This is a genomic window from Microcoleus sp. LAD1_D5 (assembly GCF_036702115.1).
In the GTDB taxonomy this organism is placed as follows: Bacteria; Cyanobacteriota; Cyanobacteriia; order Cyanobacteriales; family Microcoleaceae; genus Microcoleus.
This window is the reverse complement of the sequence record NZ_JAUBSA010000006.1, coordinates 41817-53324: the sequence shown is the minus strand read 5'-3', so window position 1 is coordinate 53324 and position 11508 is coordinate 41817. Positions and strand designations below refer to the sequence as shown.

The window sequence follows — 11508 nt, the reverse complement described above, 5'->3', positions numbered from 1 at the left end:
GGTAATTTTTATTTAAAAAGATGGATCAGGACTTGACAAACCCTGAATTTTGTGGAAACCTAGTTGAGAATCTTTGAAATTATTGAAGATTATTGTCAAGTCCTAACGCAAATCTTTAGCAAAGAAGCACTGGCAGAACAATCTGTCGCGATCTCGGTCGGGATCACAGTAGGAGCATTTTGGGTACAGACGAAGATAGTCACATACAGGTAGTGCGTTTGTGCGATCGCGATCGCGATCGCGCTTGAGTGAAACAATTCGCCACCTGAATCACTTGTGCCGACTTGACGCAGAAACTCTACCAGCCTTCGATCGGGCTAATTGCACCATTAGGCAGCTTGCGATCATTCAACAGAGCTAGCGAGAGTACAAATCAATGGATGCTTTCATTTACATTTTTCGCGCCGCAGGCATTGTTGCTTGGCCGCTATTGGCCTCCTCAATCGCAGCAGTCGCGCTGATCATAGAGCGTCTTGCCTTTTGGTTTAGGGTAAATCGGCGGCAGCGGCGAGTTGTGCGGGAAGTGCTACAGCTTTACAGTCAAAACCCCGATTCCGCCATCAAAAAGTTACAAGTAAACAGCGATTTGCCCCTAGCCCGGATTTTTTTAGAAGCTTTAGAATTAGACTCCCCCAACATCGAAGAATTTCGTTTGGCCTTAGAGAGTGGCGCTCAGGCAGAAATCCCCATCCTGAAGCGATTCAATACAATATTTGACACCATTATCAGCCTTTCCCCACTATTTGGGTTGCTCGGAACAGTTTTGGGGTTAATTACTACCTTTAGTTCTCTCAAACTGGGGAATGCCACGGGCACCAATGCCGCAGGCGTTACTTCTGGGATTAGCGAAGCCCTCGTTTCTACGGCAATAGGGTTAGTTGTGGCAATCTTTACACTCTTATTTGCCAATATGTTTCGCGGGTTTTACTTACAGCAGATTGCTTTTATTCAGGAAGCCGGAGGCCAACTAGAGTTATTGTACCGTCACCGCTACGAAAAACTACCAAGAGAATCTAATTATGCGCCTACCCGATGAACCGGATAGTATTCCCCAGATTAACATCGTGCCAATGATTGATGTGGTCTTCGCCATATTAACGTTTTTAATTGTTTCCTCTCTGTCTTTATCCAAATCCGAGGGTCTACCCGTAAATTTACCGAAAGCATCAACCTCTCAAGTTCAGGACTCACCTGCTAAAATTACCGTCACGATCGATGATCAGGGAAAATTAATGGTTGATAAAAAGTTAGTCAACTTAGACCAGATTGAGAGTACGGTGCGACAGGCGATGGGGTCAAATCAGAACTCATTAATTGTGTTGAATGCGGATAAAAGCGTCAATCACGGAAATGTTGTGGAAGTTATGGATCGATTACGCCGAATTAAGGGAGCTAAGTTAGGGATTGCTACCGCAAAGTAGAGAGTTCCTATAATTACTAATTTGTAATTCCCTCACACCATTAACCTGAAATTACCCGGTGCAGATTTACTAAAAAAGCCTGTAAGCCTTATTAAAAGCGACTCCTGAATAGTCTGTATGATTCAGGACTTTACTTGATATTGTTTCTGCTGGGATGGGAATGATCGAGGCTCGGTCAATAATTCCATATTCCCCCACTCCCCATCATGTATAAGTGCAACCGGAATTGATATGACTCGTCGCCAAATCGGGTAGAAACTAGGTTTCTCGCCCCCTGTATCAGCCCTGATCAAGAGGTTTTTAAGCCGGATTGGGTAGCAGTTAAAAATTAAAGTCCTTACTGCCAACAAACAGCAAGGACTTTAATTATTTATTTCTGAGTTTTAAGGACGAATGTCCTTACTACACACGTTAAATACTTGCCATCACTTCACGCGCTGCAGCCAAAGTTCGATCGATATCTTCGTCAGTATGAGCCAAAGAAGTAAATCCCGCCTCAAACTGCGAAGGAGCAAGATAAATTCCGTGCTCCAACATTCCCCGGTGAAAGCGGCTGAACTTCGTCAAATCCGACTTCTTCGCATCCTCGTAATTGTGAACCGGGCCAGCCGCAAAAAACAAGCCAAACATCCCGCTAATTTGCCCGCCCCAAACCGCGTGTCCGGCTTCCTTAGCAATTTTTAGCAATCCGTCAGACAGTTTTTTGGTAATCTTATCCAACTGTTCGTAAGTGCCGGGTTTTTGCAGCAATTCCAAAGTCTTAATCCCAGCAGTCATCGCCAAAGGATTTCCCGAAAGCGTACCCGCTTGATACATCGGCCCAGCAGGAGCCACCATCCCCATAATATCCCGCCTTCCCCCGTAAGCTCCCACCGGCAAACCGCCACCGATAACTTTACCCAAGGTAGTCAAATCCGGGGTAACGCCGAATCTTTCCTGAGCTCCGCCGTAGGCGATGCGGAAACCGGTCATTACTTCATCAAAAACTAACAAAGCACCGTTATCTTTAGTAATTTCCCGCAAACCTTCGAGAAAACCTGCATCCGGGGTAATAAAACCGGCATTCCCCACCACTGGTTCGAGAATTACGCCTGCTATCTCGCCGGGATTTTCGGCAAATAAAGCTTTGACTGCTTCTAAGTCATTGTAGGGAGCGTTGAGGGTATTGGCGGTAACGGATTTCGGGACGCCTGGGGAGTCGGGAAGGCCCAGAGTTGCCACGCCGGAACCGGCTTTTACCAAGAACATATCGGCGTGCCCGTGATAGCAGCCTTCAAATTTAATCAGTTTATCGCGTCCGGTGAAAGCTCGCATCAGCCGCAAAACGGCCATACAGGCTTCGGTGCCGGAGTTGACAAATCGCACCATTTCAATGCTGGGAACGGCATCGATGACCATTTCGGCGAGTACGTTTTCCAACAGCGATGGTGCGCCGAAACTCGTACCTTTTTCTAAAGATTCGTGCAGGGCTTTGATGACTTCCGGGTGGGCGTGGCCACAGATAGCCGGGCCCCAAGTGCCTACATAGTCAATGTATTGGTTTTCGTCAACATCCCAAATGTAGGCTCCTTTTACCCTGTCAAAGACGATGGGCTGTCCGCCTACGGATTTGAAGGCGCGCACGGGGGAACTGACGCCACCTGGCATCAACTTCTGGGCTGCAGCGAAAATTTCTTCTGATTTGGTCGTTTTCAAGGTTGTGGAAACCAATGTTTTCTCCTTAGTGAAGGTCTGTTGTTGGTAGAATAATTTTATAGCCAGTTCAACATAAAGGTTAGGTCGATTCAAGGAAACTATTCTAGTAGATTTTAGGGTATCAACCAATGAGTAGCAATACTAGCTTAGGTTTTTTAAGCTTTGTCGCACTAGCACCGTGAAGCGAAGCTATCCCGTAGGGAATCGCCCTAAGATGTAATTTTTTGTAAAATAGTTCTTGACAATTTAGCCATCACTTGCTCAATCTTCTCTCTTCCTCTGCCTCCTCTGCGTTCTCTGCGGTTAATAAAAAAACAATCTCCGACAGGAAAGCGTTAATCTATATTACAAAGTTGAAATAAAATTATGTCTACTACTGATTTATCGAGTTTGAGCCGATCGATCCCAATTGAAAAGATTCGTTACGACGATCGCGGTTTAGTGCCTGCGATCGTCCAAGATTATTTGGACGGTACGGTGTTAATGATGGCCTGGATGAATCGGGAGTCGCTGCAAAAAACGCTCTCTACCGGGCAAACTTGGTTCTGGAGTCGATCGCGCGCTGAATTGTGGCCCAAAGGGGCGACTTCGGGACACATTCAAAATGTCAAAGGGCTGCGTTACGACTGCGATAGTGATGCTTTGCTGGTAACAGTCGAACAAGTCGGAGATATTGCTTGTCACACAGGAGAAAGAAGTTGTTTTCACCAAGTTGATGGGGAAATTTCACCGCCGCCAGGGGATATGTTATCTCAATTATTTGCGGTAATTTGCGATCGCCGCGACCATCCTAACGAAAGTTCTTATACTTGCAAGTTGTTCGAGGGCGGCGACAACAAGATTCTCAAAAAGATTGGCGAAGAGTCGGCGGAAGTTGTGATGGCTTGCAAAGATGACGACAAAGAGGGGATTGCTGGGGAAGTTGCGGATTTATTTTATCACGCTTTGGTTGCTTTGGCTCACCATCAAGTTGATTTAAGAGAAGTTTACCGCAAATTGGGCGATCGACGAAAATAAATTAGTTAGTTGACGGTTAACTGTTGACTGTTGACTGTTAATGCTAACAACTACAGTCTTGGACGCACGCAGGGTCACCAACCCGGTTTCTCCGAAAAATCGTGGTATCGAACCGAGAGATATTGACGCAGAAACCGGGTTTTTTGGTCTTAGTCCTAAACGAACAACTGAATATTAGATTCTACTTTTCAACATTCGATCGAGCTTTTGTAAAATAAAAATAGCCACGCCAACACTCAAAGCCAAACCCAACCAAAAATTATCCGCCGCCCATTTACCTCTATCCAAAGCCAAACCGCCCAGCGGCGGCCCGATTAAATAGCCGATCGCCCAACACTGAGAATTAACTGCTAAATACACGCCGCGCAAAGACTCTGGCGCTAAATCCACCACCAAAGCCGAAGCAAAAGGCGTATAAGCAACAGTCGCAACCGACAAAAAGCTTAAGCCTAAAACAGCTAAAAATAGATTGCCAGTGGCAGCCATTCCCGTCCAGCCGATCGCAATAAATCCCATTCCCCACAGCAGCGCCGAAATCATCAAAGCTTTCGGGTGGGAAAACCGCCTCAAAGCTTTAACAACCGGCAGTTGCAAAGCCACAGTTAAAAACGTGCTAAAAGCAAACAAAACGGTAATTGTACCTGTTGAAAAGCCTTTTCCCGATGTTCCCACCGCGACAAACTTGCTAAAGTACAGCGGCATTGTGGTTTGGATTTGGGAAATATATAATGTGAACAGAGTATTTACTAAAGCATAAACTAGAAGACTTCGATCGCTCAGCGCCACCATCCAGCCATTTTTCCCACCTTTTTTGCCTCTATCCGCTGAATTAGCTGGTTTGTAGGTTTCGGCGATCGCGATCGCAACTACTGCAAACAGCACTAAAAACGAGATACCATCAATAATAAAGAGCGATCGATAATTCCCCGTTACAGCAATCAACAAACCGCCCAAAATAATCCCAACTTGCAAACCCAAATTATCAGCAAGCCGCGTCAAAGCAAAAGCCTCCTGTCGCTGTTCGCCCTCAGTTAAATCCGCCACCATCGTCTCGGTTGGAGGCCAATACAAACCCACGCCAAAACCCATCAGTAAATTGCCCGCAATTAAGCCGGGAAAATCATTAGTCCCCGCCAGTATAAAAGAAGCGGCAGCCGAAATAATTGTCGCCAGCAATAAAGTTCGCCGTCTTCCCCAAAATTTGGAATCGCAAAAAGAACCGCCCAAAATTCTGCCGAATATTCCTGAAACCGAACCGCTACCCAAACCAATCCCAACAGCAGTAGCAGATAAACCGACGCGATCGACAAAAAATATCGGCGCGTAAAATAAAGTAAAACCGGTGCCGCTTTGGGAAAGGAATCTGCCTGCAGCAAGAATCCAGACTTGAGGGGGGAGACGGGGCAACCAAGAGGATAATTGAAATTTAGGCATATACAGTTAAATTAGGAGTTATTTCTGGACGCAGAAACCTGGTTTTTTATAAAAAATACGTTACGGTGTTTAATCAGGGTCAAAAACAGATGCCTTTGGTCGCAGTGCATAAGTCCTGTGAGTAATTATTAATTTATTCCGTACTTTTTCCGAATTAGTATTAGTTAGCCGAGGTGATGACAAACATAAGTGAGCTTAATAATTCTTCAGGGTCTGTTACACAAAAGTTACCATTAATTTAAAAATACTTAACACGATTTGAGAAAAAAGTTAGTTAAACTCTAGAAAAGGCAGAAGAAAATTTTAGAGGGTCTAATTATATGACAGCTATTACAACATCAAGAGTGGAATCAATCAAACCGCGCTGGCAAGCAATTGTCATGGTGGCCCTAATTTTCTGGCTCAGCGGTAGCCTGATTTTGGATCTAGTAATTATGCCCAGTCTCTACGTATCTGGCATGATGACATCTCCCGAGTTTGCAACGGCCGGGAATTTAATGTTCTGGGGATTCAACCGCGTTGAGTTAATCTGTTCGGGCTTGGTGGCAACGGGTTTGATGGTTTTGAGCAATTTAGTCGGTGACTTCGGCAAGCGCAGCCGCACAGCAATCTTATTATCATTGGTACTTCTGGCGATCGCCCTGATTGACACCTACGCCCTGACACCACAAATGAGCGCCCTAGGAATCCAGCTAAATCTGTTCGCTGACGCAGCAGAAGTGCCCACCGGGATGAATCTACTGCACCAAGGCTATTTTGGATTGGAAGCGCTGAAGTTGGCTGTCGCCGGTACGCTGCTGGGCTGGTGCTACCAAAACCAAGTTTAATCGACAGAATGCTCAGATGTTGAGTGGAGAAAAAAGACTCAACCTCCAGCGGGGGGCGTGAATTCACGCCCCCCGCTAATTTTTTAAATTTTAACGCGCGCGATCGAAAACGAGGCTTGAATTGCAGCCATTCTGTATTCATCGGCGTTAATCTGTGTTTATCTGCCCTCATCTGCGGTTAAAAAAAGAGAATGTATTAACTAACCGCAGATGACAATGGATTGACCCTGATTCACGCAGATGAAGAGAATAGAGAGATGAACAATCTCCGATGCTAACAGATTTGATATAACTATATTTTCAAGTTTCCTGACCAGCCCAAAAACGGATACAAGCCCCCAAATCCTGTGGTTGAGAAATCAAAATTTTAGACTCTTGTTCAAACTCCCAGATTCATCTGTGGAGTAAATCTAAAATCTAAAATCTAAAATCTAAAATCGACTGACGCCACGCCCTACTCGGATGCTTCCGGTAAATCTGCTTTCGGCCACAGCAAGCGCAAGCCCATCACCGCAAATCCGATCGCTGCGAGCCCCTTTACCAGTCGTTCCGGCAACACCTCTGCCGTGCTGAAGCCAATGCCCACGCCGATTAAACTCGCCAGCAGCAGCGCCGACGCGGTGCCGAAAAATACAGCCCGCGGCGAGTTACAACTACTGCCCAAGGCTATCACAGCTAATTGACTTTTGTCTCCCAATTCTGACAAAAACACTGTAATAAAACTGATTCCCAAAAGTTGCCAGTCCATGTTTTTTTAGTTCTTAATTAGCTATTGTAGAAATCTACGACTTACCGACAGGCAGACAATTAACCCAGCACTTCCCACAGCAGAACCGCCGAAATCGCCAGTAAAATCCCTCCGGCTGCTCTCTCCAAAGTTCTCGGAGCAATCCGACTAGCCAGCCACCTTCCCAACAAAACTCCCAGCAAACTGGTTGCTATCAAAGCCGAACCCGCACCGGCAAACACAATCCAAGGATTCCGAGATTCAGCCGTCATCAGCAAAATCGCGAGCTGAGTTTTGTCTCCTATTTCAGCTAAAAAAATAGTTGCAAAAGTCGAAGCAAAAATTGCCCAGTGTTTCGACTTCAGTTTCTTTTGTTCCTGACAAATATCGGGATTTACAGTCACTGAGAGTTCAGCGGGCTCCGGGGTTAAAGCAGCACAAATATCAGTAACCTCTTTTATTTGTAGTTGTACCTGTTGTGGCAAATCATAATGGGGGTTTACTGAGTCAGAAGCAGACAAGCTTGGCGGAACAGAATCAAGTTTCACGGGCAATGAGTGCTAAAAGCTATTTATTTTTGACTTGTACTTTTGATTCTAACTCTCTCGGTGCCTGCTTTTACCAAACCAGGGTCATCTTTTTCGCAGAAGATTTCAGTAACTGATTCGTCAAACAACTTACCGCACCCAAAAAGGGATACAAGCCCCCACATTTATCTGTCGAGTCAATCTAAGATCTACAATCTAAAATTGACTGACTCGCTGGTTCATGTGCCGTAAGTTCGATCGCCCGCATCTCCCAAACCAGGTACAATAAAGCCCTGTTCGTTGACTATTTCGTCGATCGTTGCCGTGTAAATAATCAAACTCGGGTACTCTGCACTCAGCCTCTTCAAAGCCGGAGGAGCAGCCACCACAGAGATAATCCGAATCAAGCTCGGGTCAATTCCCCGCTTCGTCAATTCCTGCATTGTCGCCACAATCGTGCCGCCAGTCGCCAGCATCGGCTCGCTAATTATCACCCGCGTTTGCGGGATAAACTGCGCCGGCAATTTGTTCAAATAACAAGTCGGTTGCAGCGTCTCCTCATTTCTTGCCATGCCGAGGTGGTAAACCGAAGCCAGCGGCACAACCGTCTGAATTCCTTCCAGCAGTGACAAACCCGCCCGCAAAATCGGTACCACAACTAACGGAGCTTCCGGGTTGATAAAAGTCGCCGGACATTCTGCCAAAGGCGTCTGCACCGTTGTTTCCACTGTCGGCAGCCATTCTCGAATCGCCTCGTAAGCCAGCCACCTTCCCAATTCTGTCATCGCAGAACGAAAAAGTACCGAGGGGGTGGCGGCGTCGCGGGCAACAGCCAGCCAGTGTTTAATTAACGGATGCGGAGGAACGTAAACGCGCAGTTGCAGGGACATTAGGAAATTGGGGAGATTGCTAGGTTTGAGGGATTTTATGCGGTGCGATCGATCTTCTTCGAGGGCTTCGCCAACGGGCGATCTATCGCTCTGTGCAACTTATCACATCCTTGAGGGCGCATACAAGCCAGAGATTGAGTTAGAACCCATTGGCCGATCAACCTCCATCAGCTTATTGAAATATTTTTCTAATAGTATTGACATTAATTAGCAACAAGGCTATAGTAATTTTTAGTGTTCTCCTCTCAAAGGATCGGCAGACGGGGGCAGTCGGCAATGGTAGACTGTTCCCGCATTTTTTTTTGGAAAGCAGGGGCATCGGGCATTGGATATTGGGCATTGGGCATTGCCGAACTTCGGTCTCCCTGACATCCGTTACATCCGCTACATAATCCGTTGCCGAACTTCTTGCTTCGGGAGCGATCGACTGTAATATTATAAAAATATTAAGATTTTTAACCTAATGTCAGCTCCTACCCAATCCCAATTATTTTCTCCCAACTCCCGCCCTACACAGCAAGAGTTTGATGTGATTGTCATCGGTTCCGGCATTGGCGGACTCGTGACTGCAACCCAGCTAGCCGCTAAGAAAGCCAAAGTTTTAGTGATCGAAAGCTATACAATTCCGGGAGGTAGCGCTGGATATTTCGATCGAGAAGGCTACAGATTTGATGTCGGCGCCTCCATGATTTTTGGCTTCGGACAGCGTGGCACCACCAACCTCCTCACCCGCGCCCTGAAAGCAGTCAACGTCACCTTAGAAACTATTCCCGACCCCGTACAACTTCACTATCACTTACCCAGCGGCTTGGAACTTGAAGTGCCCCAGGCTTATGACAAATACTTGCAAGAATTAACAGACAGGTTCCCTCACGAACGCGAAGGAATCCACAAATTTTACGGCGAATGCTGGAACGTCTTTAACTGCCTCAACGGCATGGAATTGCTATCCCTAGAAGAACCCGGATATCTGGTTCGAGTCTTTTTTCAGAATCCTTTAGCCTGTTTGGGATTAGTAAAATATCTGCCTCAAAATACTGGCGACATTGCGCGGCGCTACATAAAAGACCCTACTTTGCTGAAATTTATCGACATGGAATGCTACTACTGGTCTGTAGTACCCGCCGACTTGACGCCGATGATTAATGCCGGAATGGTATTTTCGGATAGACATTACGGTGGCATAAATTACCCCAAAGGCGGAGTCGGTCAAATCGCCCAAAAATTAGTAGAAGGATTAGAAAAATGCGGCGGGAAAATTCAATACAAAGCTAAGGCGAAAAAAATTATTACAGAAAAGGGTCGCGCTGTCGGAGTCGAGCTAGCAACCGGCGAAGTTTACCGGGCCAAGCGCATAGTTTCTAACGCCACGCGGTGGGATACTTTTGAGAAATTGCTGCCCCCAGAAGAGATGCCCGCTAGCGAAAAGAAATGGCAGAAGCGCTATCAAAAAGCCCCCAGTTTCTTGAGTTTGCATTTGGGAGTGGAAGCAAGCGTAATCCCTGCGGGTAGTGCCTGCCACCACATTTTGTTAGAAGATTGGGACAAAATGGAAGCGCCTGAGGGAACAGTTTTGGTGTCAATTCCGACCGTACTCGACCCGGATTTAGCTCCCGCAGGATATCACATCGTTCACGCTTTTACTTCGAGTTGGATGGAAGAGTGGGAAGGACTTTCGCAGCAGGAATACGAGGATAAAAAGGAAGAGGCTGCAGGGAGAATTATTGAAAGATTAGAAAAGATTTTTCCCGGTTTAGATGCCGGTTTGGATTATATGGAAGTTGGGACAGCGCGTTCTCACCGTCGCTTTTTGGGGCGCGAAGACGGAACTTATGGGCCGATTCCGCGACAGAAGTTAATGGGTTTGCTGGGAATGCCGTTTAATCGAACTTCTATGCCTGGTTTGTATTGTGTGGGTGACAGTACGTTTCCCGGACAGGGTTTAAATGCGGTGGCGTTTTCTGGGTTTGCTTGCGCGCACCGAATTGCGGTTGATTTGGGTTTTTAGTGGTAATGGTAGGGTGCGTCAGATTGTTCGCTTGAAATACGACATAAAATGTGAGGCTCCGGGGCAGCCTACAAAAAGACTAAAAACCCGGTTTCTGGGGAGAAACCGGGTTTTTAACCTCAAAATTGGTGTTTTCCATTCTTTTAACGAGTTTACTGGTCGTAGCTGCCGCCGACGCCGATTTGGGTATTGTAGATTTTCGCATCAGTGATGGTCATATCTTCCATTGATGCGCCGGATACGTCAGCGGTGTTAATGATAGCAGCGGTCAGATTTGCCCGATCGAGGTCTGCGTCATTTAAACTGGCATTAGTCAGAAAAACTGCGGTTAAGTTAGCACTCGTTAAGTTAGCACCCGTCAAGTCAGCACCTTCGAGGTTGGCATGAGATAGGTTTGCTCCTCGTAAATTTGCTTCTCTCAAATCAGCACCAATTAAATGAGCTCCCGTTAAATCTGCTCCTGACAAGTCGCACTTAAAACATTGCCCGGTTGACAATAACTGTTTGACGTGAACGGGATTTTCAGCGCGAGCCGGGCCAGCCAACAGTAGGGGAGTAATTAAAAAAGTAGCGGCTAATAGATTGCGTTTCATAATCTCTTTTCCTCACAGACTCTGTATTCAAGTTCTTGTCTTGATATCTACAATCTTACCACCGTTGTTTTCGCAAGTTGCGATCTAATTCACACATTGGCTGTGATATCGATTGCCCTCAACAACGCATACATGGTCTCGATCAGCTTGCAAAACTTTATTTCGCAAAACTTAACACTGCCGAACTTAATACAGTGCCTTTTTGTAGTAACCTTTTCTAGGTTAGCCCGGATAGGCAACAGATGCGTCTTTCTGAAGATGGAGATGATTCGCAATGCTGTGGATGATTTTAGCTGCGATCTTATCGCAAAAAGCTTACAAAAAATACTTTGTTTTTAATAAAAGTGTCACGAGACAGAAAATTTAATT

11 protein-coding genes are annotated in these 11508 nt (G+C 46.1%); 5 read left to right on the top strand and 6 right to left on the bottom strand.

From position 1 onward, the window contains the following. Positions 1–376 precede the first annotated feature (376 nt). Positions 377–1036, top strand: a complete 660-nt coding sequence (locus QUA70_RS04775; RefSeq protein WP_333264027.1) for a MotA/TolQ/ExbB proton channel family protein — start codon at positions 377–379, stop codon at positions 1034–1036. Further along, on the top strand, positions 1020–1421 hold the full coding sequence (locus QUA70_RS04770) for a biopolymer transporter ExbD (RefSeq protein ID WP_333345272.1): 402 nt from the start codon (positions 1020–1022) through the stop codon (positions 1419–1421). The genes QUA70_RS04775 and QUA70_RS04770 overlap by 17 nt, the downstream gene beginning before the upstream one ends. Positions 1422–1832: 411 nt before the next feature. Here the strand turns inward: QUA70_RS04770 and hemL are convergent, their stop codons facing one another. Beyond that, the gene (gene hemL / locus QUA70_RS04765; RefSeq protein ID WP_333283359.1) at positions 1833–3131 is read right to left on the bottom strand and encodes a glutamate-1-semialdehyde 2,1-aminomutase; all 1299 of its coding nucleotides are present in this window, start codon (positions 3129–3131) and stop codon (positions 1833–1835) included. A 351-nt stretch (positions 3132–3482) separates the two neighbouring features. Between hemL and hisIE the strand changes: the two genes are divergently transcribed. Further along, a complete protein-coding gene (hisIE, locus tag QUA70_RS04760; protein WP_333327659.1) occupies positions 3483–4133 on the top strand; it encodes a bifunctional phosphoribosyl-AMP cyclohydrolase/phosphoribosyl-ATP diphosphatase HisIE in 651 nt (216 codons plus the stop codon). A 174-nt stretch (positions 4134–4307) separates the two neighbouring features. Here the strand turns inward: hisIE and QUA70_RS04755 are convergent, their stop codons facing one another. Continuing rightward, entirely contained in the window at positions 4308–5567 is a 1260-nt protein-coding gene (locus QUA70_RS04755; RefSeq protein ID WP_333345270.1) for an MFS transporter, read from the bottom strand. Between the two features lie 320 nt (positions 5568–5887). Between QUA70_RS04755 and QUA70_RS04750 the strand changes: the two genes are divergently transcribed. Next, complete coding sequence (locus QUA70_RS04750) at positions 5888–6394, top strand: hypothetical protein (protein WP_333327654.1); 507 nt, start codon at positions 5888–5890, stop codon at positions 6392–6394. 454 nt (positions 6395–6848) lie between these two features. Here the strand turns inward: QUA70_RS04750 and QUA70_RS04745 are convergent, their stop codons facing one another. The 3 genes from QUA70_RS04745 to upp all read right to left on the bottom strand — a co-directional run bounded on the left by QUA70_RS04745 (position 6849) and on the right by upp (position 8538). Continuing rightward, the gene (locus tag QUA70_RS04745; protein WP_333327651.1) at positions 6849–7142 is read right to left on the bottom strand and encodes a TMEM165/GDT1 family protein; all 294 of its coding nucleotides are present in this window, start codon (positions 7140–7142) and stop codon (positions 6849–6851) included. Between the two features lie 59 nt (positions 7143–7201). Then, positions 7202–7669 carry a TMEM165/GDT1 family protein gene (locus QUA70_RS04740; RefSeq protein WP_333327648.1) on the bottom strand — a complete coding sequence of 156 codons (468 nt, stop codon included), beginning with the start codon at positions 7667–7669 and terminating at the stop codon, positions 7202–7204. Positions 7670–7887: 218 nt separating this feature from the next. Further along, positions 7888–8538: a uracil phosphoribosyltransferase gene (gene upp / locus QUA70_RS04735; protein WP_333345269.1), complete on the bottom strand. Its 651-nt coding sequence runs from the start codon at positions 8536–8538 to the stop codon at positions 7888–7890. A 463-nt stretch (positions 8539–9001) separates the two neighbouring features. Here upp and crtH point away from each other — a divergent pair, with 463 nt between their 5' ends. After that, a complete protein-coding gene (crtH, locus tag QUA70_RS04730) occupies positions 9002–10546 on the top strand; it encodes a carotenoid isomerase (RefSeq protein WP_333345267.1) in 1545 nt (514 codons plus the stop codon). Between the two features lie 152 nt (positions 10547–10698). Here the strand turns inward: crtH and QUA70_RS04725 are convergent, their stop codons facing one another. Continuing rightward, positions 10699–11139: a pentapeptide repeat-containing protein gene (locus QUA70_RS04725; protein ID WP_333327639.1), complete on the bottom strand. Its 441-nt coding sequence runs from the start codon at positions 11137–11139 to the stop codon at positions 10699–10701. Positions 11140–11508: the final 369 nt, after the last annotated feature.

What these genes read in the sequence shown, in the direction of transcription:
- upp (WP_333345269.1), bottom strand. Translation starts at nt 8,538, where the DNA reads ATGTCCCTGCAACTGCGCGTTTACGTTCCTCCGCATCCGTTAATTAAA.
- QUA70_RS04725 (WP_333327639.1), bottom strand. Translation starts at nt 11,139, where the DNA reads ATGAAACGCAATCTATTAGCCGCTACTTTTTTAATTACTCCCCTACTG.
- QUA70_RS04745 (WP_333327651.1), bottom strand. Translation starts at nt 7,142, where the DNA reads ATGGACTGGCAACTTTTGGGAATCAGTTTTATTACAGTGTTTTTGTCA.
- QUA70_RS04755 (WP_333345270.1), bottom strand. Translation starts at nt 5,567, where the DNA reads ATGCCTAAATTTCAATTATCCTCTTGGTTGCCCCGTCTCCCCCCTCAA.
- QUA70_RS04775 (WP_333264027.1), top strand. Translation starts at nt 377, where the DNA reads ATGGATGCTTTCATTTACATTTTTCGCGCCGCAGGCATTGTTGCTTGG.
- crtH (WP_333345267.1), top strand. Translation starts at nt 9,002, where the DNA reads ATGTCAGCTCCTACCCAATCCCAATTATTTTCTCCCAACTCCCGCCCT.
- QUA70_RS04770 (WP_333345272.1), top strand. Translation starts at nt 1,020, where the DNA reads ATGCGCCTACCCGATGAACCGGATAGTATTCCCCAGATTAACATCGTG.
- hisIE (WP_333327659.1), top strand. Translation starts at nt 3,483, where the DNA reads ATGTCTACTACTGATTTATCGAGTTTGAGCCGATCGATCCCAATTGAA.
- QUA70_RS04750 (WP_333327654.1), top strand. Translation starts at nt 5,888, where the DNA reads ATGACAGCTATTACAACATCAAGAGTGGAATCAATCAAACCGCGCTGG.